General features: G+C 35.9%; 27 protein-coding genes and 1 tRNA gene. 15 read left to right on the forward strand and 13 right to left on the reverse strand.

Going from position 1 to position 25,227, the window contains the following annotated elements:
• Positions 1–351 precede the first annotated feature (351 nt).
• The 6 genes from ACHABW_RS13360 (at position 352) to ACHABW_RS13385 (ending at position 6,876) form a co-directional block, all read left to right on the forward strand.
• A complete protein-coding gene (locus ACHABW_RS13360) occupies positions 352–729 on the forward strand; it encodes a hypothetical protein (RefSeq protein WP_435755773.1) in 378 nt (125 codons plus the stop codon).
• Between the two features lie 86 nt (positions 730–815).
• On the forward strand, positions 816–1,319 hold the full coding sequence (locus ACHABW_RS13365; RefSeq protein WP_435755774.1) for a hypothetical protein: 504 nt from the start codon (positions 816–818) through the stop codon (positions 1,317–1,319).
• Between the two features lie 621 nt (positions 1,320–1,940).
• Positions 1,941–2,525, forward strand: coding sequence for a recombinase family protein (locus ACHABW_RS13370; protein ID WP_435755775.1), 585 nt, complete (start codon positions 1,941–1,943; stop codon positions 2,523–2,525).
• Between the two features lie 652 nt (positions 2,526–3,177).
• Complete coding sequence (locus ACHABW_RS13375; RefSeq protein WP_435755776.1) at positions 3,178–4,425, forward strand: RES family NAD+ phosphorylase; 1,248 nt, start codon at positions 3,178–3,180, stop codon at positions 4,423–4,425.
• Positions 4,426–4,520: 95 nt separating this feature from the next.
• Positions 4,521–5,630, forward strand: coding sequence for an SAP domain-containing protein (locus ACHABW_RS13380; protein WP_435755777.1), 1,110 nt, complete (start codon positions 4,521–4,523; stop codon positions 5,628–5,630).
• Positions 5,631–5,805: 175 nt separating this feature from the next.
• The gene (locus ACHABW_RS13385; protein WP_435755778.1) at positions 5,806–6,876 is read left to right on the forward strand and encodes a DNA/RNA non-specific endonuclease; all 1,071 of its coding nucleotides are present in this window, start codon (positions 5,806–5,808) and stop codon (positions 6,874–6,876) included.
• A gap of 640 nt (positions 6,877–7,516) precedes the next feature.
• Here the strand turns inward: ACHABW_RS13385 and ACHABW_RS13390 are convergent.
• From ACHABW_RS13390 to ACHABW_RS13405, 4 genes are all read right to left on the reverse strand, one after another.
• The gene (locus ACHABW_RS13390) at positions 7,517–8,437 is read right to left on the reverse strand and encodes a tyrosine-type recombinase/integrase (protein WP_435755779.1); all 921 of its coding nucleotides are present in this window, start codon (positions 8,435–8,437) and stop codon (positions 7,517–7,519) included.
• Positions 8,438–8,566: 129 nt separating this feature from the next.
• A tRNA-Val gene (locus tag ACHABW_RS13395) sits at positions 8,567–8,641 on the reverse strand.
• A gap of 74 nt (positions 8,642–8,715) precedes the next feature.
• On the reverse strand, positions 8,716–8,895 hold the full coding sequence (locus tag ACHABW_RS13400) for a hypothetical protein (protein WP_110936524.1): 180 nt from the start codon (positions 8,893–8,895) through the stop codon (positions 8,716–8,718).
• Between the two features lie 145 nt (positions 8,896–9,040).
• Positions 9,041–9,601, reverse strand: a complete 561-nt coding sequence (locus ACHABW_RS13405; RefSeq protein WP_435755780.1) for a phosphatidylglycerophosphatase A family protein — start codon at positions 9,599–9,601, stop codon at positions 9,041–9,043.
• A 385-nt stretch (positions 9,602–9,986) separates the two neighbouring features.
• On the opposite strand from ACHABW_RS13405, the gene ACHABW_RS13410 reads away from it, so the two are divergent.
• Together ACHABW_RS13410 and ACHABW_RS13415 are read left to right on the forward strand one after the other, a co-directional pair.
• On the forward strand, positions 9,987–10,502 hold the full coding sequence (locus ACHABW_RS13410) for a YjcG family protein (protein WP_435755781.1): 516 nt from the start codon (positions 9,987–9,989) through the stop codon (positions 10,500–10,502).
• A complete protein-coding gene (locus ACHABW_RS13415; RefSeq protein ID WP_435755782.1) occupies positions 10,502–10,927 on the forward strand; it encodes a GNAT family N-acetyltransferase in 426 nt (141 codons plus the stop codon). The genes ACHABW_RS13410 and ACHABW_RS13415 overlap by 1 nt, the downstream gene beginning before the upstream one ends.
• Positions 10,928–11,039: 112 nt before the next feature.
• On the opposite strand, the gene ACHABW_RS13420 is transcribed toward ACHABW_RS13415, so the two are convergent.
• From ACHABW_RS13420 to ACHABW_RS13445, 6 genes are all read right to left on the reverse strand, one after another.
• Entirely contained in the window at positions 11,040–11,504 is a 465-nt protein-coding gene (locus tag ACHABW_RS13420) for an S-ribosylhomocysteine lyase (RefSeq protein WP_183040898.1), read from the reverse strand.
• A gap of 129 nt (positions 11,505–11,633) precedes the next feature.
• Entirely contained in the window at positions 11,634–12,386 is a 753-nt protein-coding gene (gene nfsA / locus ACHABW_RS13425; RefSeq protein WP_435755783.1) for an oxygen-insensitive NADPH nitroreductase, read from the reverse strand.
• A gap of 87 nt (positions 12,387–12,473) precedes the next feature.
• Positions 12,474–12,827, reverse strand: a complete 354-nt coding sequence (locus ACHABW_RS13430; protein ID WP_435755784.1) for a YppG family protein — start codon at positions 12,825–12,827, stop codon at positions 12,474–12,476.
• A 4-nt stretch (positions 12,828–12,831) separates the two neighbouring features.
• On the reverse strand, positions 12,832–13,272 hold the full coding sequence (locus ACHABW_RS13435; RefSeq protein WP_435755785.1) for an Hsp20/alpha crystallin family protein: 441 nt from the start codon (positions 13,270–13,272) through the stop codon (positions 12,832–12,834).
• A 434-nt stretch (positions 13,273–13,706) separates the two neighbouring features.
• Complete coding sequence (locus ACHABW_RS13440) at positions 13,707–14,402, reverse strand: ATP-binding cassette domain-containing protein (protein WP_435755786.1); 696 nt, start codon at positions 14,400–14,402, stop codon at positions 13,707–13,709.
• Positions 14,403–14,418: 16 nt separating this feature from the next.
• On the reverse strand, positions 14,419–15,075 hold the full coding sequence (locus ACHABW_RS13445; RefSeq protein WP_435755787.1) for a potassium channel family protein: 657 nt from the start codon (positions 15,073–15,075) through the stop codon (positions 14,419–14,421).
• Between the two features lie 121 nt (positions 15,076–15,196).
• On the opposite strand from ACHABW_RS13445, the gene ACHABW_RS13450 reads away from it, so the two are divergent.
• From ACHABW_RS13450 to ACHABW_RS13475, 6 genes are all read left to right on the forward strand, one after another.
• On the forward strand, positions 15,197–15,628 hold the full coding sequence (locus ACHABW_RS13450) for a universal stress protein (RefSeq protein WP_435755788.1): 432 nt from the start codon (positions 15,197–15,199) through the stop codon (positions 15,626–15,628).
• Between the two features lie 45 nt (positions 15,629–15,673).
• On the forward strand, positions 15,674–16,762 hold the full coding sequence (locus ACHABW_RS13455; protein ID WP_435755789.1) for a mechanosensitive ion channel family protein: 1,089 nt from the start codon (positions 15,674–15,676) through the stop codon (positions 16,760–16,762).
• A 41-nt stretch (positions 16,763–16,803) separates the two neighbouring features.
• On the forward strand, positions 16,804–17,856 hold the full coding sequence (locus ACHABW_RS13460; protein ID WP_435755790.1) for an HD-GYP domain-containing protein: 1,053 nt from the start codon (positions 16,804–16,806) through the stop codon (positions 17,854–17,856).
• A 104-nt stretch (positions 17,857–17,960) separates the two neighbouring features.
• Positions 17,961–18,680 (forward strand): 2,3,4,5-tetrahydropyridine-2,6-dicarboxylate N-acetyltransferase, encoded by a 720-nt coding sequence (dapD, locus tag ACHABW_RS13465; RefSeq protein ID WP_435755791.1) that lies wholly within the window; start codon positions 17,961–17,963, stop codon positions 18,678–18,680.
• Positions 18,681–18,682: 2 nt separating this feature from the next.
• Positions 18,683–19,825 carry an N-acetyldiaminopimelate deacetylase gene (locus ACHABW_RS13470; RefSeq protein WP_435755792.1) on the forward strand — a complete coding sequence of 381 codons (1,143 nt, stop codon included), beginning with the start codon at positions 18,683–18,685 and terminating at the stop codon, positions 19,823–19,825.
• Between the two features lie 253 nt (positions 19,826–20,078).
• Positions 20,079–20,321 carry a YkuS family protein gene (locus tag ACHABW_RS13475; protein WP_110936510.1) on the forward strand — a complete coding sequence of 81 codons (243 nt, stop codon included), beginning with the start codon at positions 20,079–20,081 and terminating at the stop codon, positions 20,319–20,321.
• 86 nt (positions 20,322–20,407) lie between these two features.
• Here the strand turns inward: ACHABW_RS13475 and ACHABW_RS13480 are convergent, their stop codons facing one another.
• Positions 20,408–21,247, reverse strand: a complete 840-nt coding sequence (locus tag ACHABW_RS13480; protein ID WP_435755793.1) for a mechanosensitive ion channel family protein — start codon at positions 21,245–21,247, stop codon at positions 20,408–20,410.
• Positions 21,248–21,469: 222 nt separating this feature from the next.
• Here ACHABW_RS13480 and ACHABW_RS13485 point away from each other — a divergent pair, with 222 nt between their 5' ends.
• Positions 21,470–22,138 carry a potassium channel family protein gene (locus ACHABW_RS13485; RefSeq protein ID WP_110936508.1) on the forward strand — a complete coding sequence of 223 codons (669 nt, stop codon included), beginning with the start codon at positions 21,470–21,472 and terminating at the stop codon, positions 22,136–22,138.
• Positions 22,139–22,424: 286 nt separating this feature from the next.
• Here ACHABW_RS13485 and ACHABW_RS13490 read toward each other — a convergent pair whose 3' ends face one another.
• Entirely contained in the window at positions 22,425–23,369 is a 945-nt protein-coding gene (locus tag ACHABW_RS13490) for a DUF4349 domain-containing protein (protein WP_435755794.1), read from the reverse strand.
• Positions 23,370–23,562: 193 nt separating this feature from the next.
• Positions 23,563–25,227: a ribonuclease J1 gene (gene rnjA, locus ACHABW_RS13495; RefSeq protein WP_110936506.1), complete on the reverse strand. Its 1,665-nt coding sequence runs from the start codon at positions 25,225–25,227 to the stop codon at positions 23,563–23,565.

The raw sequence follows: 25,227 nt of genomic DNA on the forward strand, positions 1-25,227 counted from the left end.
TTCTTTCTATGGATACAATACATAGTAGGTCAATTAGCACAATACTTCATACAGTCCATCCTATTCGAAGAGTTTCGTTGAAGTTGATTGTTATTGAATAAACCTAATAATATATTAGCCCGCTTCATTGTATTGTAAGTATCAAGAAGCGGCTGTTAATTACATCATTACAATTGAAAAGATACATTGGTTTGAATGTTTTAATGAGGGTCAATGTTAATACTTTTGCTTAATACCATTATTTGTAAAATAAGAAGACATTTGATATATTATTATAAAAGAATCAGAGGTGATGCAATGTAACAAGTGCTATGAAGATAAACGGAATTTATGTGTGGGAGGAATATTGAAATGATCAGTGCAGTTAAGTTGTACGAAAGATTAAATATTAATGGTAAGTTGCATTCTCCAATGCCTGCAACTTCGAACTTGGAAGGTGAATATCGTGGGGAGTTACTTGTGGATTTCACGTTATTGAAGCTTATTAGGACTTATAGAGAAGCTGAAATAAAAGGCGATATCCATGAAATCTATGATACAAAAAACTGGGTAGTCTTGAGTGAGATTTCTAAATATACACATGAGGATGACGAAGAAGCTAAAGAAACGTTAGAGTATGGAATTTTGAAATGTTACGCAATGGGTTATATAGATTTAGATTTTTTTGATGTGAGACATTTCAAATTAACTGAGAAGTGTATGAACCTAGAATTATATAGACTACCATGACTCTGATTTTAGGTACTGACTGTTTGTGATTGGATACAGTCATGAACAATAAAAAGATTTAATTAATCGTTAACAGGGGGATAAACATGTCTAATTTATATGGTGTTCACGGTGGTTCATCAATTTATGCACTAGTTAAGGCTAAGTCAGAACAAGAAGCGTTTAATATATTTGCTAAAAGCCAAATTGACGATGAAACGTTGAGAGAAGAAATTGATTCATTCATTGTTAATGCCAGTCTTCTTGAAAAATTTTATAGAGATGAACATGGACATTTTCACGATGATTATACTGGAGAGTATCCAGAAAGAATACAAAGAATGAAGGAAGAAGATAGAGAAAATTATGTAGAGAACCATATTGAAAAAAATGTTAGAAAGTTTTGGGAAAGTACGCCAGAACATGCCGAAACATATATAAAAGAACTTAAAAAAAGTTGGGAAGAAGGTAATTACCACCCATCCTTCTCTGAATATTTTTACGTTGAAACGATTAAATTGATAATAAATGAAGGTAATTGGTACGAAGATTTTGCTATTGTAAAGATAGACATGTTAGAACATGATTATCAGATTATCTACAAGGATTAATTCAATAATAAGCTTAAAGTATTTGATAATTAATAATGTAGCCTATTTGTGAGTCTAGGCATTTTATCTAGGAGTGGATTCATCATACTTTGACCACTTGTCACGCCTTAGGATGGTAGTTGGTTCACTCCGTTTAGAAAGAAGCTTCATTTGATTGGAAATAGCCCATTGACCTGCTAGCATGGTAGCACGAAACCCCCTAGTATCCAAAGAGAAGAAGCAATTGTTCTAGATGAGATGACAAGGTCATTTGTACGTCTTGATAGGAAATTAGCAGTACCTCAGGTTAGTAATAGGTAGCAAGCAATCGTATTTTACGGTTGAGTATATACTTTAAACATATAACAATCAAATGTACCTTCTGTGTCTTATTTATTAATTTAATTAAATATTCAAACTTTAAATAGTTAAAGGCAGTGAGTAGGTATAGACCAACTCGCTGTCTTTTTACGTAGTGTAAGCACTTAGTGTACCTGATAGACTGTACTTATACGGTAACGGTTGGAACTAATTTACAAACACAGTCATACAAGGGTTTCTAAGTACTTATTTTGTTACCGTTTGACTGTTACTGAAATAAAACGTATAATTATACTATCAAATGGATCGGTGTGATTAAATATGAGAAGTTTAGCGTACATAAGAGTATCGTCGGAAAAACAGAATACAGCACGTCAACGCAAAGCGCTTAAAGAAGCAGGTTGTAAGTTGTTCTATGAAGAGAAGTTGAGCGGCAAGAATACAGATCGTCCAGAATTAAAGCGAATGCTCTCAGATTTAAATGAAGGGGATATAGTAATTGTTCATGAAATATCCCGACTATCACGCTCGGTAAAAGACTTATTAGTTATTGTAGAGGATATTAAAGAGAGAGGAGCTTCTCTAAAATCACTAAATGAATCATGGTTAGACACAACTAATGACAATCCTATGAATGAGTTCTTATTAAATGTATTCGGAAGTTTAGCTCAATTAGAACGTGGTTTGACCTTGCAACGCCAACGTGAAGGTATTGAGATTGCAAAAAAAGAAGGCAAATTCAAGGGGAGAAAATTGGAGGTTACATTAGGTGGTAAGAAATCTGCGAAAGCTTCACAAGCAATAGAATGGTATAAAGAAGGTAAGTCTGTGAGAGCTATTTGTAAGACTTTATCAATTGGTACTGGAACGTTATATAGGTTGCTAGATCGTGAAGGCATACGGTGACTACACTACAAGAATAAGACTTTAGTTTATATGGAGATAGATACTATGGAGAAAGACCAGTAAGGGATAGGTAAATAGCCAACAAACATTAGAAAATCAATTAAATGAACATAGATAGATCTTAAATGGTAGCCTGGATATAAACCTTCTGAAGGTCTTCGCTATTATTACACATAACAGTATTTTTATAACAGAAAGAGAAGGTAAATTAGTAACAGAAGAATATATTATATATAGGATTTAATATAGAATCGTTAGTATTGAAGGATAAATAGTCGTTATAACTGCAATAATCTGATTGTAAGTTAAATGAACAACTAAAGGAACGATTGAACAACATCAAGAGGGTCTTAAGTAATTTATACACTGGTGCAGGGGGCTATTTACCACTTTTTTTGAGTACCTATTAGATGAGCAAGTGAGAAGTAGGTTGATCTACACACCACAGATTGTTTAATTCTCTATATTTCACTTACTTAAATGAGCACACTTTGTGATAATTTTACTTTTATTACAGGGGAATGCCTCCTTTTGTCGAATCTAGAATTGGTAGGAAGATCTTTCTATTTGGAATTGAGGATAGGGGAAAGTATATTTCAAGAAAGTAACAGGATGGCAGCTTGTTCACATATTTAATAGGGAGGGATTGCTAATGAAGAAAAAAAAGAAAGGAAAAAATAGGATTGTTGATACTTCAAAAATCTGTTCTACTTACAAATTAGAATCTTCATCCAAGCAGTCAAAAGTAAATAGTAGTGCGTTAGAAGGGGCAAAGGCATCGTTGACAGGACTGGATATGAGCAAGATGATAGGACCAGTAAATCTGCAGTCAAAAGTAAATAGTAGTGTGTTAGAAGGGGCAAAGGCATCGTTGACAGGACTGGATATGAGCAAGATGATAGGACCAGTAAATCTGCAGTCAAAAGTAAATAGTAGTGTGTTAGAAGGGGCAAAGGCATCGTTGACAGGACTGGATATGAGCAAGATGATAGGACCAGTAAATCTGCAGTCAAAAGTAAATAGTAGTGTGTTAGAAGGGGCAAAGGCATCGTTGACAGGACTAAGTTCTAATTGGATCTTATCGGGATCTGTGATTAATCAAATGGCTTTAAACAATAAGGAGAGAGAGTCTAGATACATATTTAGTAAGATTTCAAAAAAGGACTACCAATTGGATCAGAGCTTTAATGACGTAGATCAAGAATTGGAGTTTGTTCTCAAAAACAAAGAAAATAATAATTCTATTCCCGTAAGAGACATATCACAGGTGCTGGCAGTTACAGATATTTTAAAAAGTATTAGTTCTAAAGATGTTCTAAGTTTATACAGACATTTAGTAGAATATCCAATGCTAGGTTTAGAACATTCAGTAGGTAGACAGATTTTTAATGAAATTAACATGAACTTAATTGTAGTTAAAGAGTTGAACTTATTCCGTGCAAGAAGTAGAGAAAGGGAATTACCATTTACAGATATTGAGATGTTTACAGCGCCACATGGGCTGTCTAGGCAGGGAAGATATAATGTTTCAGGTCAAGGTGAATTATATACTTGTGATATTAAGGCTGTAGCTCTAAGTGAAATTACTTCGGATAATTCAAATTTAAAATATGACATTATTGAATGGAAGCTTCAACAACCAGTAAAAATATTAGATTTATCAGATTCCGATTCTCCATTAGTTCAATACTGCAGCTTTGAACATTCAACGCAGAATGGTCAGGAGTATATATTCCCTAATTTTCTGGCACAATGTGCAAGATATCATGGTGTATACGGTATTGTATATAAGAGTGTTGAAAACCCTGAAGCATTAAATTACGTATTCTTTGATTACGAACAAAGGTGGTTTAAAACTATAGATTTTGAAATAGGCATTTCACATTCATTAAAAGTGTAGAAAGTATGTTTTATAACGATCTTTTTTTTATTATACTAAACAGACAGTATGATATAATTTTGTTACATATTCAGGAAATATTAAGGAGTGATTTCATGGGTTTCTTAAATTTTATTAAGAGATTCATTTCTAGGAATGATTCGCAGCAGAGCAAAAAAAGTTTCAAGGATGCGTCTGTGAAAATATCTTCAAAAGTTTCATATTCTTACAACATTGACCCAATTCTAACAAAAAAGTTTCCTAACGGGCTATTACCAGGAGAAGTACTGTTAATTAATTGGATGACAGGAAAAATTAGTAACGTTCAGTTTCCACGATATTTCGAAACTACATATGGAATCAACGCTCAAATTTCGTTAAATAAGTTATTAAAAGAAGGGTATGTAGTAGAAGCGTCGGCTATTGATTCACTATCTTCATTAAAGCTTCCCGAATTAAAAGAAATTTTGAAATCGAAAGAGTTAAAAGTAAGCGGGAAGAAAGCTGATTTAATATCGAGAATAGGAGAGAACTGCACAAATGAAGAAGTAGAATCGTTTATAGATAGTCGAATGTTAGAAGTAACCAATAAAGGTGATAAAGTCTTGGAGGAGTATTATTATATCGTTCCTGCACATCGAAACGACTCAAAAGACGGAGTATATAATGTAGCGAGTTCGATTAGACACGTCAACAAATTTAACTATAAACCGAATAACGGTGATGTTTCGTGGGCTTTATTTCAAGAAGCGTATATGAATCATTCGGAAGAATTTAAATATGGTCTAATGTGTAATGATATTCGTAATATGGCAGCCCAGTTAGAAAGCGAGAGAAAATATAAGGACTCGTTATTTCATTATCTAAGAGTATACATAATCGACTTAAGCGGATTGAGTAATACTCCTCGTTTAGATCACCCAAAATTGATGATGTACGAGGTACCTTCGAAGCATAAAATTAAAAAGTTACTTGAGGTTTTAGAATACGATGATGCGGATCTACAAGACTTTTTTGTTGATACATGGGATAAAACTAGACCAGGTTTAAAGTATCACTATCTAACGTCAGAAGAATGTTTCCGTTGTCTTACTTACTCATTAAAAGATGAGGATGATAAAGTAGAAAAGGCGTTGTTTAACGCATACGATCGATTGAATAAAACAATGCAGGAAAATTCCTTTTCCAATAAATATGGACTCGAGTTCCCGAGTGATGATCCTTAACTATAGGAGTAGCGTTAGTTGAAGAAGCCTTTGATACTGTTACGGCGGTAAAGGGGGATAAATTTGATAATGCTGATGTTCGTAAAGTAATTGGAAGTATCAATAGGTTAACTTATGTTAACCTTCCGAGATTTTTAGAATGAACAATATGAAACTATTATAGGAGAGTCCTAACATGAAAAAGAAAATGAACTATTTAATCTTACTTTTAACGACCATCTTTATGTTTGGTTGTACCAACGTAGAAGATGCATCCAATACAGATGGAGAAACAGATCTACAAGAAGTAACCACAGTTAATACAAATAACAATAGTGAAACAGATGGAGAAACAGATCTACAAGAAGTAACCACAGCTAATACAAATAACAATAGTGAAACAGATGGAGAACTAGATGGAGAAACAGATCCACAAGAAGTAACCACAGCTAATACAAATAACAATAGTGAAAAGGAAGAAGCTACCACTAAGGTTGTTGATGAACCAGTAGTAAAGGAAACACCAGCCGAAACAAATGATGACCTGTTCTCAGGGTACAAACTTATTGAAGTTGATGGTGGTGATTTGTCTGGATATCGTGAATCTAACGTCGTCGTTGACATTGGTTTTGGTGACAGGGAGTATTGGGCATTCACTAATGATTATGGTCAGTTAGTGAGAGTCGTTGCTGAAGAAATTATTCTACAAGATGATAGTACAGAACCAGTCCTATCAAGTGGTAGATACTTCTCTGACGAGGCTAAAGTTCCAGGTGTCGAAAGTGATGTGTTAGATGAGGGTCATGTTATTGCTGACTCTTTAGGAGGGGTATCAAATGCTTATAATATTACCCCACAAGAAAGTACACTTAACCGACATGGTGACCAAGCATACATGGAGAATGCAATGCGTAACGCAGGTGGTGCAACAAATTTTGAAGCAGTTATCACATATCCGAATACGGAAACGCAGATTCCTTCAAGTTATCAGTATACCTATACTTTAATGGGGAACGAAATCGTTGATACATTTGACAATGTGAATCCTGATGAAGTAAATGAATCACTCGGTTTAACGGACAGTGAGCCTTCCGATTCAACTAACTCAAACACAAACAGTGATATTTCTAGCGTTGATACTAACGGTAATGGTCAGGTGACAATTAGTGAAGCAAAAGCAGCTGGTTTCAGTATGCCAATAATGAGTGATCATTGGTTATACCCCTATATGCGAGATAATGATGGAGATGGGATGGTTGGAGAGTAAGCCTTTAGAACTTTGAGACAAAATAAATGAATGAAAGAACATTTTCCTCGTTGGACAGTTTATAACAATTTGCGAATGAAGAGCTAATAACTAAATTGGAGCTACTTTCAGAGTCTCATTATAAAATCTTTTAACACATTACTGCACTATCATTACATCCGAAACGCAAGCCGCTTCCTCAGACTCCTCTGAACCTCTTCCTAGATTGCTAGACTCTAACTCTTCCTAGACTCTTCCAATGTAATCATGAACTTTATTAAGAGCAAAACGGATCCAAACAAGACAAAAATTAATGCTATTATGGAATATGCCATTAGGAGACCTATATCGTGATTTGCTAACCATTGGTAAAATCCCATGCTCAAAAATACAGAACCAATTAAGAACGACAATATAGACCCCATAAATCCATATATATTATAATTTTCTAACATAATAACAGCCTCCTTTAAATTAGTTCAACTTTTTACAGTCTAACTATACCATTATATAAGTACCATATATATGTAGTAGTAAAAATTTTATTTTATAGTAAGATTCTGGATGAGTATCATTACTACAGTGGATAGTATTAGGTATAAATAATAGCGCTACTTAAAAAGCATCAGTGCCCTTATATGGAACTGATGCTTCGATAATTTTAGAAATCTATGTTATTCAAAGGATTAAATTTATCATTTTGTTCTTTTAAAGCAGTTCCCCATAACGCTAAATATTTCTCAGTCATTCGAAGATTGCTATGTCGCAACATCTTTTGCAATGTGAAAACGTCCATTCCTGCAATCAAACAACGATGTGCAAATGTGTGGCGGAAGGTGTGTGCTGACAGTCGTACATTTTTGAAATTCATAATTGTTTTTAGTCGTTTGAAAATACATTTAACTGCATTCGATGTGAGTGGTTTATTTTTCTTATCAACAAAAACGTAATCGGATAGTTGAGAAAAGTGATTATCACAAAAGATTCTATATTCACTTAATTCTTTGACGATTTTATCTGTCAATGGGATACTTGCTTGTTGACGATTCTTTCCAAATACAATCATTGTTCCATTAATTAAATCAATCTCATGCCACGCTAAATTACATAATTCTCCTACTCTCATTCCTGTTCCAAGAAGAGAGAGTATCATCGTATAATCTCTGTAAGCGTAAAAGGATTTGTCTCTCGTTTTTAATCTTCTGTAATACGCTAACATTTGTTGGATTTGATCATCAGAGAATACTTCAATCTTGACATCTGTTTTAATCTTATCAATTTTGTTCATGGGATTGAATCTCTCGTTTATGACCTCACCTTGAACCAAATAATTAAACAATGCTCTAAGATTTTTAATTTTAGTGTTGATTGTTACAGGATTGTTTTTTCTATCCTTTTGACAATGAATAAGAAAACTCTTGATGGTACTTGCTGATACTTCTTCTACATTAAGTATCTCTCTCTTCGCACAAAATCCTTGAAAATCTTTAAACGTGAACATGTACGAATCAATGGTAACAGGAGACATATTCTTAAACTCTCGATCATCCTTGAAGTCCTGTATTGCAAATTTTAATAACATAAAAAACCACTCCTACTCTGAATTTACCTCTCAGAAAGGAAGTGGTTTAGGTTGTAAGAAAAGTGTCTCGGTGCGACCACTTAACTACAAAACGTTTCTAAACGGCTGTAACCGTTGATATGTATAATATGGTGACCCGTACTGGATTTGAACCAGTGACCCCTTGCCTGTCAAGCAAGTGCTCTCCCGCTGAGCTAACGGATCGTTATGTAAATTAATAATACGACAATTACTAATATATAAGAAAAGAGGCCGGAAGTCAATAGATTTGGTGGATATTATTCGTCATAAGTGTAACGAACAACATATTTGTCATTTTTTATTTTCCTTATCTCTACTAACGGCCCAACTTCGTATCCATTTACCCAATTATCTTCTATTTTCGCTTTTAAGCAATTAGCTTGAAATTTTGAAGTGAATATTTGTTTCCAATAAATCCATCTAGGTTTCTTTATCATAAGGTCTCACCTCATTAATATATTGGCATCATTGTTTAAGATAATAGCACTTCAAAGCTTTTACATCAAGTTTAGGACGAGTATTTGAGCAATAAACAAAAATGACTCAAAAGGTTTTTGACCTTTTGAGCCTTCCTCAAGGTTATTATCCAATTCTTTCTTCCTCGTCTTTACGATCAATTTCATCTTGACGAAGCTTCTCTTCACGATCACGAATGCGATGGGCAAGTCTGCTCGAAGCATTCGCAGCAACGCTTGCTACAAGGTCATCTAAAAAGGTATGAACGTGACTGCCTTCCTTTGAATCTAATTCTTTGATAATACCAACTTTTTCTTTGTCCAAAAAGCCAAATGTTGTAACCGCGATGCTACCGTAACCAAATACGGAACCTATTGCGATCGTTTCATCAACCCCAAATAATCCTTCGTCCATTTCAACAATTGACTGCAAAGGCTCTGAGAGTTTCTTTTGTTCTGCCAGTTTGTCTAATTCAATACCGACTAAAAGTGCGTGTTGTATCTCTCGCTTCTCAAGTACAGCATTTACACTATCAATACAATCTTTCATATCTAGAGAATCAGTATATTTAACTTGTAAATCATAAACTATCTTGGCAATGGACTCAATGGAGACTCCTCGCTCTGTTAATAATTGTCTTGCTGCATTTTCTACAACATGACAATGCACTGGTTGTTTGTTTGTCATGAAATCCTCTCCTTTATGTTAGTTAAGTCACTGTGTATATTTTACATTCTACCATATTTATAAAATTCATTCTTTTCAGTTAACTTATTATAGGAAAAAAGGAAATAGGAATAATTAAAAGGATATTTTGAATTCTAACGCGAATTGTACTATGATATAGACAGATTAAATTACAAAGGCACGTATGATGACAGGCTTTTTGCAATTTAGCCTATGCATTGGTTAAAGGGGTTGCCCCATGGGAATAACAAGTTTTTTCCAACCAAGGTCATTAAAGTTTAACAAAAGACACTAAGCGTTTTTCTTATGGTCATTTTCTTGAAGAAGAGTTACAAAACTATACTCATAGAACATATAATGTTTTATGTAACAAGGAGGACTAACTATGAAGTACGGTATTGCAGTTTTTCCATCAAAAGATCTCCAGGATATTGCTAATTCCTATCGAAAACGTTATGATCCAAAATATGCAAAAGTACCTCCGCATCTTACTTTAAAAGCTGCTTTTGAGCTTAACGAAGACGAAGAAGATGATATGATTAAGCAACTAAGAGAAATCGCTAGTACTTCGAATCCTTTTACGTTAAAGATAGGTAAGTACAGTACATTTCATCCTGTGACGAATACAATTTATATGAAAGTAACGGAGAACGAGGATTTGTTTGCATTACATGCAAAATTGAATGAAGGTGACTTAACCATTGATGTGGAACACCCTTATGTTCCACATATTACGATTGGCCAAGAAATGAATTATGACGAGTTATCTGACGTGTACGGGCGTTTAAAGTTAGAGACAATTCATCATGAAGAAACAGTTGATCGATTTTCATTAATGTATCAGCTTGAGAATGGGGCATGGAGTGTCCATGAAACGTTTGTGTTAGGAAAAAGTCAATAATGGTTCAAGTATTAGTAGCAAGAACAGTAGAAGAGTTAAGGGACGTTTATGATGTTCGCAGACAAGTATTTATAGAAGAGCAAGGAGTACCCGCAGAAATTGAAGTGGACGAGAAAGAAAAAGAGTCAATTCATCTTGTTGCCTATCATGATAACCAACCGATAGGAGCAGGACGCTTAAGATTGGAAGAGAATTACGGTAAGGCTGAACGAGTCTGTATATTATCTGAGATGAGAGGGAAAGGCCTTGGTGCTGCATTAATGAAAGAAATGGAGCAAGTTGCTCGGGAGCACGGGATGGATAAGTTAAAATTAAACGCCCAAACTCACGCAGAATCGTTCTATAAAGGAATTGGATATGCCACCGTTTCTGATACATTTTATGATGCAGGTATTTTACATGTGACAATGGAGAAGAAGTTATAACTATAAAAAAGAGATGTAACGAGTTCAATGAACTTAGTACATCTCTTTTTAATTAATAAGACTTCATTATAAATTCTGTATGTTGATATTAATTGGTTAACAGCATCGTGTATTAAGCAAAAACCTCGGTCCATTCATTTTTTCTGTCGAGCATTTTTTGAGCGATTTCTTTTGCTCCTTCTAGAGAATGAGAAGCAGCCCAACCGCATTGTACTTCATTACACGCAGGCACTTCTGTAGCAACTAAAACATCGTTTAATGTTTTGTCGAGAAGTGAAAGGATATTCTCGTAACTGCTGTCATTAATGATTGATAAATAGAAGCCTGTTTGACATCCCATTGGACTTATATCCACTATTTGATCATGATGATTACGACTTAACTCTGCCATCATATGCTCTAAAGAGTGAAGTCCAGGCATATCCATGTGGTCTTGGTTAGGTTGGCAAAAACGCAAGTCATATTTATAGATTGTATCTCCATTTGCCCCTTCTGTGGTACCAGCCAATCGAATATAAGGTGCTTTCACCTTTGTGTGATCAAGATTAAAACTTTCAACATTCATTTTTTTAACCATGTGTGTATTCCTCCTCAAAATAGTATCGTGTAATATTTTTACTCATTATCAAGCGGTTTAATCATGAAATGAGGTTTTTAAATATCAGTTCAATATTGAAAGCCAGGTTCTAATGAGTTTATCAGAATTCTATGATTTCATAAACCCTTTTTTATTAACAAAGTCTTTCATATCTGGACGTGATGGCTGACTTAGCATTTGTGATACTTGCTCTGTCCACCGATCACTTCTTTTTCCACTGGTGCGGTTATGATAATAATCGGATATTATATCATTATAATGATGAAGGCCCTCTGTAACTGCGTCTTTATTTGAAGGATAAGCATCTTTATAATAAATATTTTCGATAGGTAAGCGCGGTTTTTGATCTGATTTAGTTGCTGGTACTCCAACAGCCAGTCCAAACAATGGGATGACATAGTCAGGTAGATTTAGAAGTTCCGAAACTTTTGTAATATCGTTTCTTAATCCGCCTATGTAGCAAATTCCAAGACCCATGGACTCAGCAGCAATAGCAGCATTTTGAGCAGCTAGTGAAGCATCGATAAGGGATACCATGAATTTCTCCGTCGATTCCAAAGAATCTTCTACGTTCGTCTCTTCTAGTTCAGAACCGACACGGTGTCGGTATAAGTCAGCACAAAATACAAAAAAGTGCCCATTAGTTTCCACATAAGGCTGATTACCTGCTAGCTCTGAAAGTTTCCTTTTCTTAGAATGGTCTTCCACGCCAATGATCGTATAGGCTTGAATAAAGCTCGAGGTGGAAGCCATCTGAGCAGATTCAACGAGTAGTTTGATCTGTTCATCACTTAAGGATTCATCCGTAAATTTTCGTATCGAGCGGTGACTTAATATCGTTTTAATCGTGTCATTTAACAAACTTTATCAACTCCTTCGATATTATTTTAGCACATAATGATTATCTACCTCCATTAATGCAAAAACAGAAGGCTTTTGCCTCCTGTTCTATGGACGGGTGAAAAAGCTGCCAACTTGTTTTACGATGGGGCTGACTTGGTTAGCAGTTTTCACTACCTGGTCCATTGTCGTCCAAGCTTTTTGATAATCAAATTTCCCTTCTGCTGTTTGAAATGCTTTCATGAGTTTTGCTGTCTTACTCACTTGCTGAGGCTGAGGGGGATAGCCCGAATAATTCCCGATTTGAGCATTGTATCCCCATCGACCACTTGGACCTGCTTGATAGAACTGCGGTGGAGGTTGTTGATAAGCAGGAGGGGCATTATTCATTTGGTGATAGGGATGTGGTCGATAGAAGTTATGCTGATGATAAGGTGGGTAAGATTGCTTTGGGAAAAACATTGGATTATACCTCCTTTGAATCAATTTGAATTCGTTTACGCTTTTTTTGTATTTTAATCGTTAATAATCCCTGCGATAAGTTTGCTTTTAGATCCGTTTCGTTGATTGCAAATGGCAGCGATATGATACGATCTGAGCGCTGGTATCTAAAAGCTTGTTGAGAAATGTTGTTTGTTTTGTCCTGTCTTTCCCGTGCTTCTTCATCGTGAATGCTAATTTTAATATTATTTTGAAAAATATCTAATTGTACTTGTTCTTTTTTAATTCCTGGTAACTCTGCTTCAATAATGAAATTATCTGCAGTCTCATATTGATGAACAGCAATTGGTCGCGATGTTTGAAAATGATTTATTGCTTGATTAAAAAAAGAATCCATGGAGTTTAAAATATCTCCGAATGCTTGCTCTTGAATAGGTTTATTAAAATCTTTCTTATCTTTACTCATTCTCTTTCACCTCACTTAGCGGTTTCTCCTCTGATACAATATGCAAGACCAACCAAAAAAGAGTGGGCAATAAACTTAATTTACGGTGAATTCATGGAAGGGATTTTTAGAGTAAAAGAGCATTGAATGTGGTTTCTTTATGATCTAGATTTACGCTAAAGTCCGAGAGTTTGAAAGCCCGTTTCATATGCTTGTCTCTTTTCTTTCTTTTTTGTTCAAATGTTGGCATAATGGAGAGAGAACTAGGAAAACCAAAGGGAATAAAAAGGGTGTGGATGAGATTGGAAAAACTGAAAAAGGGGATTATCATTGTACTGTTAATAGGTGCGGGTGTAGTGGTAATTTCTTATACAATATTTACTATACTTGCTATTTTTTATAGTGGTAGCTAAAAAGAAGCCCACCGTTAGTTAGTGGGCTTCTTAGTAATGTAATTAAAGTACCGGCTCTTGTTTACTCTTTTCTACAAGCTTGTTGCTTTCAATCCTATAATGACGATCTGCTTTGGAAGATATGGCCGGATCATCTGTACAAATAATTACGGTAGTCTGCTCTTGTTTCGCAAATGTAAGTAATTCTTCTAAAATGCCAGCGCCTTCGGATCCCTCTAGCGACTTCAAAGGCTCATCAGCTAAGATTAACTTTGGACCTGTCATCAATATACGTGCAATTATAGCAAGGACCTGATGTTTATCATCAAGACCTTCAATAGTATCATTAAAGTTTTCTGTTGAAAAACCAAGTTGAGTTAATATGTTTATAGCTTTTTGCTCTTGATCTTTATACTCAGGAGAGTCTTCCTTAATATCCATTAGTAAATTTTGTTTGGCTGTCAGAAAAGGCGTTAAGAGCCCTTCATCATTAATATAACCTATGTTTTTCATTCGCCAATCGCTTCGTTTCTTTATTGTTACGACATCTTCTCCAAAAACTTGCACGATTCCTTTATTAGCGGGAGTCATTGCTGCTATCATTCGGAGTAAAGTTGATTTTCCTGTACCTTCATCACCTGAAATGACGACTAGTTCACCTTCGTTTACGGATAAGTTTAAGTCCTTGAACAATAATGTCGTCTCGGACCCGTGTATAAATCGCTTTAAAATGTTGGTTAATTTAATAGCAATCATCATGAATCCCTCCTAAAAGTTATAACGCGTTAACTTGGAAACGTCTTAGATCCCGTTTATTTCCTATAACAACAATGATATCACCAGCGTACAAAGGATCCATAGGGTTAGGTGTAACATCAACTTTTCCTTTTTGTTTTATAGCAATGATTGTACAGCCATATTTTGCGCGGACATCTAAATCGACAATCGTTTTTCCATTGACTTTATTCGTTGCAAGTATTTCGACAATGCTGTATTCGGCAGAGAGATCAATGTAATCAATTACTTTTTCGGATGTTAAGAATTCAGCAATACGGTTTCCCATGTCTTTCTCTGGATGGAAAATACGATCGGCGCCAATTTTTTCAAGTACTTTATGATGATAATCATTTTGCGCTTTGGCCCATACTTTTCTGACGTCTAAGTCTTTTAAATGAAGGGTGCACAAAATACTGGCTTGGATGTCCTCACCAATTGCTACAATGACGTGTTCAAAGTTGCGTATTCCAACTTTCTGTAATGCACTTTCATCTGTACCATCTACATTCAATGTGTGTGTAGCAAAACCCTTTACTTCGTCCAATTTTTTTTGATTCTTATCGATGGCTAAAACCTCATGGCCTAAGTGATAGAGTTCTTTACAGATACTGGTTCCAAATCTTCCTAATCCTATAATGGCAAATTGTTTTTTCATTAGTTTTCCCTCTTCATCATTCGTTTATATCAATGAGGTAAAAGTATATCATTTACAGTCTAAACGTTTCAAGTTAATATTTAGGTATTAGTATTAACTATATGAAGAAGAGGGGTACGAAATGATAATTGTTCCGATAGATGGGTCTCAGCATTCACATCACGCCTTAGACTATGCCGTTACTATTGCTTTGAGTTTAAAAGAAGAATTATTATTATTAAATGTACAACCTAAGAATGATGGACAATCTTTCTCTGAGGGTATTGGTATGGATAGATGGACAGAAGAGAAACTTACCTTAGGGAAGCAACAATTAAGTGAGGCGATCAGAATTATTGAAGGTAAGATACCATTTGAAACAATAATTAGAGTGGGTATCCCTTCCATTGAAATTACGACACTGGCAAAAGAAAAACGAGCAACTACAATTATTATGGGATCTAGGGGCAATGGACCTGCAGTAAGTGCCATACTAGGAAGTGTCACCTACGGTGTTCTTCACTTGTCACCTTGTCCAGTTACAATTGTGCCAGATAGAAAGGATTCATTATAATAAATGTATCTTGTATAGGATTATCGCAACTAAAGGAGTAAGCAGATGAATTATTGGTTTTTAGCGTTAACGTGGCAGGAGATTTCTATTGCAATAGGAATTTTCTTTTTATTTTTGCTGTTTAGGAAGCTTTTTACGACCTACATATTTAAATTAATTTTGGCTTTTTCCAAGAAAGCGCCAACAGACATTCTGACAAGTGGATTACTGGCATTCGAACGACCTTTGAGATCATTTTTTGTAGCGATTGGTTTATTTACGGCTTTTTATTACCTGCCTACTCCTGAAACTTTTGATTACACTATTTATAGGGTTTTTCGTACACTTATTATTGGTCATATTGCTTGGGGCATCTATAATATTTCCGCTTCATCCTCTACTATTTTTACAAGAGTAGGTGCGCGACTCGATATAAAATTTGATCAGATCGTTTTACCTTTTTTGTCAAAGCTTGTCCGCTTTGCTGTGATCGCGATGGCAATTAGTATTATCGCTGATGTGTGGGGCTATAATGTGAATGGATTTGTTGCTGGACTTGGTCTTGGTGGATTGGCATTTGCATTGGCAGCACAGGATTCTATCGGTAATTTCTTTGGTGGCGTTATAATTATCACGGAGAAACCTTTCACGTTAGGGGATTGGATTAGCACCCCAACTGTGGAGGGAATAGTCGAAGATATTAACTTTAGAAGTACAAATATTAGAACATTTGCGGATACGATCATCGTGGTACCTAATTCCACTTTAGCGAACGAAGCGATTCAAAACTGGTCTTCTATGAGAAAACGGCAAGTTAGCTTTGATTTGGGTATTATGTATTCTACGCCGAGAAATAAAGTGAAAAGGTGTACAGAGAGAATTGATAATCTGCTTAAAGTGAGAGATGATATTGACCAGGAAACGATTATTGTCAGGTTTAATGAGTTTAATGATAGTAGCTTGGATATTATGATTTACTTTTTCACGAAGACTACAGCTTGGCTAGAACATATGGAAGTGAAAGAAAATATTAATTTAGAGATTATGGCAATATTAGAGGACGAAGGAGTTTCTGTTGCTTTTCCAAGCAGAAGTATTTATATGCAATCAATGCAATCAGAAAATAATAAAGATGAAGAAGAAAATCAAATGTAATTTGAAGCTGATAAAAGATTAGTGCAAGAGGGGGATCTGCTATGAGGTATGCGTCCATAAATAAAATTGAACAAGGTGAAAAGCTTGGGAAGCATATATTTGCAGATGACGGAAGAATTCTATTGAGTGAAGGAGTAACATTGACAATAGGACTTTTATCAAAATTGCGTTTAATGGGTGTATCCTCGGTTTTTGTGCAAGATGATAGGTTTGAAAATATTGAAATAGAAGAAGTTGTTTCTGAAACAACAAAAAGACAAGCAATCACAGCATTAGCGGAAACCATCCAGTTTATCCAAGCCGACAAAGAGATAAATGGAAAAGAAATCAGTTTAATTGTTGGGAAAATGATTGATGAGGTCATGTTAAACTCTGATGTTCTTCTTCATTTAACAGATATTCGAACAAAAGATAATAATCTTTTTGTCCACCTAGTGAATGTCTGCATCATCTCAGTTATGGTAGGTGTTCAGATTGGTCTAGCTAAGGCGCGTATTCAGGATCTCGCGGTAGGTGCATTACTTCATGATATTGGAAAAACGCAAGGGAAAGTGAAAAAAAGAGATATCCCTGTGGGGTATTCTTCTGAAGATGAATTAATGAAGCACCATTCTTGGAAAGGATTTAATACCTTGCGAAAAGTCCAGGAAATAAGCACTGTATCTGCACACATAGCTCTCACACATCATGAAAATGTAGATGGAAGTGGTGAACCGAGAGGTATGGAGGGAAAAGACATTAACTTCTTATCTAAAATAGTAGCCGTTGCTAACGATTACGATCATCTGATTTCTAACGGGGAGGATGGTATGTCTTTGTTTCCACATGAAGCGTGTGAACGTATTATGGGTCTCACGAATATACGATATGATCACCAGGTAGTGTGGAAGTTTTTAAGATGTGTCGCTTTTTATCCAACGGGTATCCAAGTGAAATTAAATGATGGCTCTATAGGAGTAGTAATTGGACAACATAAAGGACTACCGCAGCGGCCAATTGTCAGGACATATCGATCGGATGGAGATGATTTCAGTTTTAAAGAGGTTGATTTAGCGAAACAAACCACAACATTCATTACAAAAGTATTTACATAAGTAAAATTATTTGGAACTTTTTTACATATTGCTAATGAATTGCATTTTGTGGCTGAAATGTCTATGATGAAAAAGAATGCAGATATACTGAGGAGGAATAATCAATGAAACAAATGGATGCAAATGAAATTATTAGTTTTATCTCTAATAGTGAGAAAAAAACACCTGTGAAAGTACATATTAAAGGAGATTTAGAGGGTATTGATTTTGGTAAGGAAACAAAATCATTTATCCAAGGAAATACTGGTGTTCTTTTTGGTGAATGGAAAGAGATTCAAGAATCGCTTAAAACCAATGAATCAAAAATTGAAGATTTTGTCGTAGAGAATGATCGACGTAATTCAGCGATTCCATTATTGGATATGAAAAATATTCATGCCCGTATTGAACCAGGTGCGCTTATTCGTGAACAAGTTGAGATTGGAGATTCTGCCGTTATTATGATGGGTGCTTCAATCAATATTGGTGCTGTAGTTGGAGAAGGCACTATGATTGATATGAACGCTGTACTTGGAGGACGAGCAACGGTAGGAAAGAATTGTCACATCGGAGCTGGCGCAGTTCTTGCTGGTGTGATTGAACCACCTTCTGCAAAACCTGTAATTATTGAAGATGGCGTTGTTGTAGGAGCTAATGCAGTAGTTCTTGAAGGTGTCACAGTAGGTAAAGGTGCTGTAGTAGCAGCAGGTGCAATTGTTACAGAGGACGTACCACCTAATACTGTTGTTGCCGGAACTCCAGCACGTGTTATAAAAGAAATTGATGATCGTACGAAGGGAAAAACTGAAATTAAACAAGAGCTTAGAAAGTTAAATAAGGAATAAACATGAGTTATGATAAAGCATTAGAAGAGCGCTTGGTGGCCCGCCGCCGAGCGCTTCATCAAATTCCAGAGCTTGGTTTTCAAGAATTTAAAACACAACAGTTTATTTTGCAGGTGTTAGAAAAATGTCCGCAAAAGTTTCTGCACACTCAGACATGGGAAACTGGTGTACTCGTAAAAATAGATGGAATAGATCCATCAAAGACAATAGGTTACCGTACTGATATAGACGGATTACCAATAATTGAAGAGACATCTTCAACGTTTTCCTCTCAACATGAAGGGCGAATGCATGCATGTGGTCATGACCTTCATATGACTATCGCTTTGGCTCTAGTGGAACATTTTTCTCGAAATCAACCTGCGCAAAATCTTGTATTTATTTTTCAACCTGCAGAAGAAGGTCCAGGAGGGGCAAAGCCGATTTTGGCTTCAGAACAATTCAGGATTTGGAAACCGGATGAAATTTACGCTCTACATATCGCACCAGAACTACCAGTAGGAACTATTGCTACAAAACCGGGGATTTTGTTTGCTAATACAAGTGAATTGTTTATTGATTTCAAAGGAAAGGGCGGGCATGCTGCTTACCCGCATAAGACGGAAGATATGGTTGTGGCCGCAAGTCATTTTGTTACTCAGCTTCAATCAATTGTTGCACGGAACATCTCACCTCTTGACTCTGCCGTTGTCACAATCGGTAAGGTTGAAGCCGGGACTAAGCAAAATATCATCGCTGAAAATGCGCGAATCGAAGGAACAATTCGGACATTATCTTTAGAATCGATGAAAGATATTAAAGCGAGAATTGAAGGATTAGCGAAAGGATTAGAAGTTGCATTCAGGTGTAAGACAACTATTGATTACGGGTCCAATTATTGTCAGGTTTACAATGACCATACATTAACTGATTCGTTCATTTCATTTGCAGAAAACTATTCGCCGATTACGTTTAAACGATGCGATAAGGCGATGACTGGAGAAGACTTTGGTTATTTCCTAGAAGAAATTCCAGGATTAATGTTTTGGCTGGGGGTAAATAGTGAACATGGTTTACATTCTTCTAAACTGAATGCAGACGAAGCTTCTTTATCAATCGCTGTGAATTACATGGTGGACTTTCTTGAATCTCGAACATCCAATTAATTGAGTTACTTTGTAAAGGTTTATGTTTCACCTTGGTTGTTTTCATAGAAGTTAACGAAGAAGCGAAAGATGGTTACTTCTGCTGGCAATGGAAGAAACATAGCATCGGTTTTAGCGAATTCGAGCGCTACACTGCACTAATTAAAACAACAATCTAAAAGAAACAGCCTTTTCCTTTAACCTTTTAGCTATCATCGTATAAGAATGATTGATAGAGACATACTACGTTATGTAAAATAAAGGAGGAATTATTATGGCGAAGGTTGGAGTAGAAGAATCTTTAACAGATGTAGAACAGGCTTTACAAGCACGAGGACACCAGGTAGTTGCCCTTCACAGTGATCAGGACGCCGCGAATTGTGATTGTTGTGTAGTTTCTGGTCAGCACGATAACATGATGGGGATGGCAGATACTAAAACACAAGCATCTGTAATTTCAGCAGAAGGTCTAACGGCGGATGAAGTGTGTGAGCTTGTAGAGAGTAAAGTAAAATAGTATCAGACAGCATGAAACAAAAATTTTATACATCATCCCTAAAGAAAAAGGGTCAAACATCTAAAAAGTGTTTGACCCTTTTTATCTTACTTTTCTTCTTTTTGCACATTGACTTGATGTGGAAATGGAATTTCAATATTATTTGCGTCTAGTGCCTCTTTCATTGCTTTGCGTAATTTACGTTCGACACCCCATTGTTCCATATTAGCGGTTTTGGCAAGAATTCTTATAACGACATCACTGTCGCCTAAGCTATTCACACCAAGAACATTTGGACCTTCTAAAATAAGTTCGTCTTCTGCTGCCACACGGTCACAAGCTGCTTGAAGGACGACAATGGCTTCGTCAATATTTTCACTGTATCCAATGCCAATATCTACTAAGGCTCTCATATTAGACCGTGAGTGGTTGCTGATGCTGCCTATTTCACGGTTAGGAATATAGTGAACAGTGCCATCAAATCCACGAATCCTAGTAGTTCTTAGTCCGACTTCTTCTACAATACCATCAAGTCCTGCTGCAGTGACATATTCTTCTACTTCAATCTGCTTTTCAAGCAAGATGAAAAAACCAGTAACGACATCACTGACAAGTCCTTGGGCTCCAAAACCAATTGCAAGACCAACAATACCAGCACCTGCAATGAGTGCTGTCACATCATATTCAAAAATACCTACAATTAGAGTAATGAGTATGAATACAAGAACATAAGAAAAAGCATTACTAGTTAGTTTTTCAAGAGTTTTAGCGCGACCTCCTGAGATATTTCGTTGTGTACTCATTTTGGTGAAACTTGAGGAAATAAATTTGTTCCCAATTGCACGTACAATGAAAAAGACGATAAGAATCCCGATTAACTGTAAAGAGACTATTAAAGCTTTCGTGCCTATGGTTGTCCAATTAATTGCTTCAATCCATTCCGACATATGTATTCTCCTTTCGTATTCTCTATAGTTTGCATGTTACAGTTTACCACAATGGGAATACTCGTTAAACATTTTTGATTTAACGCTAAATTTTGTTGTTTTAAACAGGAATTTATAGGGTGGCGTAACCGGCATATATTTCTATGAGATAAGTTCATTGAAACGAGTGGTAATTCTCGGTTATGATATAAATAGAAGTAAAGAGAAGGGCTGAGGAAGAGAATGAAAAAACAATTTGCTGTTATAGGTTTAGGGAGATTTGGTGGGAGTATATGTCAGTCTTTAAGTGAGCAGGGGATGGAAGTATTAGCGATTGATTTGAATGAAGACAAAGTAAATGAATTTGCAAACATAGCTACCCACGCTGTTGTAGCTGATACAACGGAAGAGAACACACTAAAGAGTTTAGGTATACGTAACTTTGACCATGTGATTGTTGCAATAGGAGATAATATTCAATCAAGTATTTTAACAACCCTCATGTTAGTTGAGGCAGGTGTGAAACACATAACTGTAAAGGCTCAAAATGATTACCATGAAAAAGTGCTTAACAAAATTGGAGCACATAAAGTGGTCCATCCAGAAAGAGATATGGGAATAAGAATTGCTCACAATATTGTTTCTAAAAACGTTCTGGATTATTTAGAGTTATCCGATGAATATAGTATTGTTGAATTAATGGCAGGACAGTCTGTTCATGGGAAATCCTTGATTGACTTGAATATTCGAGCTAAATATGGATGTAATATCATGGCGATAAAAAGAGATGAAGAAATAAATGTTTCTCCTGATGCGACTCAAGACTTACGCAAGGGTGATATTATTATCGTTATTGGAGCCGATGAGGATATTAATCGGATGGAAGAAGATCTGTTTGATGATGAGGATTAATCATTTAGTAAGTTAAGCTCAATAAAAAATACAAATAGATAGCTATTTTTTAGTAAGTCTGTTTTCTCAAGAGTGTTGTTTTATTTCTTTCAGGAGTGCTCGAATACGCTATAGGCGTTCGCTTCCCCGGGCAATGCTTGAGTCTCCTTAGGAAGTACACCAAGAGCACTGAAAAGTCTATTTTGCGATTTCAGTGCCCTTTTGATGCAATGAGCGAAACTTCCACACTTTTTTACTTTACATACATCATAATTTATAAAATACTGCGAAGATACATTTAGAGAGGTTATATTTGATCAGTTTTATTTTTCTTTTGCCTCTTTTTTAACAAAAAGACCCCGAATCCCACAATAATTAAAGGAACGATGATAGGGGAAAGACCAATTACAAATACGAATAGTCGTGAAAAAATTGTTATAAGTGTATTTATCGTGTCCATAAATAAACTTTGGGCACGCTCTAGTGTGTTTAATGTTTCACGATCATGCAGTGAAGAAACATTCACGGCTCTTTCTTCCATATGAACAGTAACAGTTGAGAGGGATACTCGATCCTCCAGATAATTCATTCTACCTACTAACTGTTCTATCTCCTCTTGAACCTCAGATAAATCTTGTGAAATTACTAGTAAGTCTTCGGTATTTTCAGCATTTTCTAAAAAGGATGTTAGACGTTCTTCAACTATTTCTTTAGATTTTAACCGCGAATCTAAATCTACAAATTCTTCGGTAACATCGTTTCCGTTCGTTGATTTCTCTAATACTTCTATGCTATTTGCTTCTAATTCATTTAAAAATGGGTAGAAATACTTTTGTGGAATTCTTACAGTTATATACCCAGATTGACTTTCATTTTCACCGTGTTGGTAAACCGAAGTTTCCGCGATAAATCCACCATATTGAGCAATTTCCTCTTCGATAAGTGATTGTGTGTCTGTATAATTATCGACGATTATTGATAGTTCTCCAGTGTAAATGATCATTTGATCGAAATTTTGTGATGTTTCCGTATTCAATACTCTATCCGTATCTTGATCTTGAGTGCCAGTCTCCGATTCTTCCATACTTACTGATGAATTGTCGTCGAAATTATCTAGACCGACATTTTGACTTTCCGAATCTGCTGCTTCGTTTGCACTAGTTTCAGAGCCTTCATTGGAACAAGCAGAGAGGAACAGAAGTAGTAATGAAAAAATAAAGAGAGATTTGCGCAGTGATTCTAGCTTAGTCACGATTCATTCGCCTCCTCATTCACTATTTCTATATATAGTCGTAAGTAAGGCGAGAAAGTTACAATTCGAAGGGAATAAAAGGTAATGGAAGGGAGGGGGAAAGCGATAAACTTAAAAATACGGCACAAATTCTCGAGTATTCGAGTTCATGCCGTATTCGTATGAATGGGATACTTGTCCCATTTGAATTAGATTAAACTTCCATAATAATTGGTAAAATCATAGGTTTACGTTTTGTTTTTTCATATAGGAAAGGTCCTAAAGTATCTGTCACTTCATTTTTAATTTCAGACCACTGCGTTGTTTTATTTCCCATCATGTTATTTAAGTGAACAGCAAGTTTTTTCTGGGCTTCATTAATTAGATCACCTGACTCTCGCATATATACAAACCCGCGAGAAATAATATCAGGACCAGAAGCTACTTTGAATTCCTTCATGTTCAAGGTTACAACCACAACAACTAACCCTTCTTCTGATAAAATACGACGATCTCTTAGAACAATGTTACCAATATCTCCAATACCACTACCGTCAACATAAATTGAACCGGAAGGAATTTTACCAGCAAGATTAGCCTCGTTCTTATCAAGGGCTAGTACATCTCCAATGTCCATTACAAAACAGTTTTCTTCTTGAACACCACAATCCTGTGCGAGTTTCGTGTGCATTTTTAACATGCGATACTCCCCGTGAATTGGCATAAAGTATTTCGGTTTCATTAAACGAAGCATCAGTTTTTGTTCTTCTTGCCCTCCATGACCAGAAGTGTGGATGTCATTAAGGGAACCATGTATAACTTCAGCACCTGCTCTGAATAGTTGGTTGATGATCTTGCTCACACTAAGTGTGTTTCCCGGAATAGGTGAGGAAGAGAATACAACAGTATCGCCGGGGATGATTTGAATTTGACGGTGAGTCCCGTGCGCGATTCTTGATAGAGCAGCCATAGGTTCCCCTTGACTTCCAGTACACAAAATTAAAACCTGTTCCGCTGGAATTTTATTTAGCTGGGAGGTCTCAATAAATGTACTTTCTGGAGCTTTGATATAACCAAGCTCACGGCCAATTCTAATAGCTGACTCCATACTGCGCCCGAATACAGCAACTTTTCGTTGGTATTTGACGGCAGATTCTACTGCTTGTTGCAGCCGATACATATTTGAGGCAAACGTAGCGAATATAATTCTACCGTCTACTTTCCGGAATATTGCATCGATGCTTTCTCCTACTTTTCTTTCTGACATTGTGAAACCAGGTACTTCACTGTTTGTACTATCTGATAAAAGACATAAAACACCTTCTTCACCAATCTTTGCCATCTTAGAAAGGTTAGCAGGTTCGCCAACAGGCGTAAAATCGAATTTAAAATCACCAGTTTGAACGATATTTCCTGATGGTGTTTTTACAACTATTCCGAATGAATCAGGAATACTATGCGTTGTTCTGAAAAATGATACAGAAGTTTTTTGGAATTTAATGATGTCTTCCTCTGCAACTTCATGTAATTGGGCTGTACGAAGCAGTCCATGCTCTTCTAATTTATTTCGAATTAATGCTAAAGCAAGTTTACCACCGTAAATTGGCACATTAATCTCTTTAAGAAGATATGGGACTCCACCGATATGATCCTCATGACCATGAGTAATAAATAAACCTTTTATTTTGTCTACATTTTTAACTAAGTACGTATAATCAGGAATAACATAATCAATTCCTAATAATTCGTCTTCCGGAAATTTGATTCCAGAATCAATAATAATAATTTCATCTTGGAATTGGACAGCATACATATTTTTTCCAATTTCACCCAGACCCCCTAGGGCAAATATTGCAACTTGATGATTTTTTGCTTTCAT

The organism is Salipaludibacillus sp. CF4.18 (assembly GCF_051262595.1).
Lineage (GTDB): Bacteria > Bacillota > Bacilli > Bacillales > Salisediminibacteriaceae > Salipaludibacillus > Salipaludibacillus neizhouensis.

Excerpts from the sequence above, each read along its gene's own strand:
- ACHABW_RS13375 (WP_435755776.1), top strand. The coding sequence starts at position 3,178 with ATGAAGAAAAAAAAGAAAGGAAAAAATAGGATTGTTGATACTTCAAAA.
- ACHABW_RS13445 (WP_435755787.1), bottom strand. The coding sequence starts at position 15,075 with ATGAAAAAACAATTTGCCATTATAGGATTAGGAAGATTTGGAACCAGT.
- ACHABW_RS13450 (WP_435755788.1), top strand. The coding sequence starts at position 15,197 with ATGATAATTGTTCCGATAGATGGGTCTCAGCATTCACATCACGCCTTA.
- ACHABW_RS13360 (WP_435755773.1), top strand. The coding sequence starts at position 352 with ATGATCAGTGCAGTTAAGTTGTACGAAAGATTAAATATTAATGGTAAG.
- rnjA (WP_110936506.1), bottom strand. The coding sequence starts at position 25,227 with ATGAAAGCAAAAAATCATCAAGTTGCAATATTTGCCCTAGGGGGTCTG.
- dapD (WP_435755791.1), top strand. The coding sequence starts at position 17,961 with ATGAAACAAATGGATGCAAATGAAATTATTAGTTTTATCTCTAATAGT.
- ACHABW_RS13480 (WP_435755793.1), bottom strand. The coding sequence starts at position 21,247 with ATGTCGGAATGGATTGAAGCAATTAATTGGACAACCATAGGCACGAAA.
- ACHABW_RS13470 (WP_435755792.1), top strand. The coding sequence starts at position 18,683 with ATGAGTTATGATAAAGCATTAGAAGAGCGCTTGGTGGCCCGCCGCCGA.
- ACHABW_RS13370 (WP_435755775.1), top strand. The coding sequence starts at position 1,941 with ATGAGAAGTTTAGCGTACATAAGAGTATCGTCGGAAAAACAGAATACA.
- ACHABW_RS13475 (WP_110936510.1), top strand. The coding sequence starts at position 20,079 with ATGGCGAAGGTTGGAGTAGAAGAATCTTTAACAGATGTAGAACAGGCT.
- ACHABW_RS13390 (WP_435755779.1), bottom strand. The coding sequence starts at position 8,437 with ATGTTATTAAAATTTGCAATACAGGACTTCAAGGATGATCGAGAGTTT.
- ACHABW_RS13400 (WP_110936524.1), bottom strand. The coding sequence starts at position 8,895 with ATGATAAAGAAACCTAGATGGATTTATTGGAAACAAATATTCACTTCA.
- ACHABW_RS13420 (WP_183040898.1), bottom strand. The coding sequence starts at position 11,504 with ATGGTTAAAAAAATGAATGTTGAAAGTTTTAATCTTGATCACACAAAG.
- ACHABW_RS13415 (WP_435755782.1), top strand. The coding sequence starts at position 10,502 with ATGGTTCAAGTATTAGTAGCAAGAACAGTAGAAGAGTTAAGGGACGTT.
- ACHABW_RS13455 (WP_435755789.1), top strand. The coding sequence starts at position 15,674 with ATGAATTATTGGTTTTTAGCGTTAACGTGGCAGGAGATTTCTATTGCA.
- ACHABW_RS13365 (WP_435755774.1), top strand. The coding sequence starts at position 816 with ATGTCTAATTTATATGGTGTTCACGGTGGTTCATCAATTTATGCACTA.
- ACHABW_RS13485 (WP_110936508.1), top strand. The coding sequence starts at position 21,470 with ATGAAAAAACAATTTGCTGTTATAGGTTTAGGGAGATTTGGTGGGAGT.
- ACHABW_RS13380 (WP_435755777.1), top strand. The coding sequence starts at position 4,521 with ATGGGTTTCTTAAATTTTATTAAGAGATTCATTTCTAGGAATGATTCG.
- ACHABW_RS13435 (WP_435755785.1), bottom strand. The coding sequence starts at position 13,272 with ATGAGTAAAGATAAGAAAGATTTTAATAAACCTATTCAAGAGCAAGCA.
- ACHABW_RS13430 (WP_435755784.1), bottom strand. The coding sequence starts at position 12,827 with ATGTTTTTCCCAAAGCAATCTTACCCACCTTATCATCAGCATAACTTC.
- ACHABW_RS13410 (WP_435755781.1), top strand. The coding sequence starts at position 9,987 with ATGAAGTACGGTATTGCAGTTTTTCCATCAAAAGATCTCCAGGATATT.
- ACHABW_RS13385 (WP_435755778.1), top strand. The coding sequence starts at position 5,806 with ATGAAAAAGAAAATGAACTATTTAATCTTACTTTTAACGACCATCTTT.
- ACHABW_RS13405 (WP_435755780.1), bottom strand. The coding sequence starts at position 9,601 with ATGACAAACAAACAACCAGTGCATTGTCATGTTGTAGAAAATGCAGCA.
- ACHABW_RS13460 (WP_435755790.1), top strand. The coding sequence starts at position 16,804 with ATGAGGTATGCGTCCATAAATAAAATTGAACAAGGTGAAAAGCTTGGG.
- ACHABW_RS13440 (WP_435755786.1), bottom strand. The coding sequence starts at position 14,402 with ATGATGATTGCTATTAAATTAACCAACATTTTAAAGCGATTTATACAC.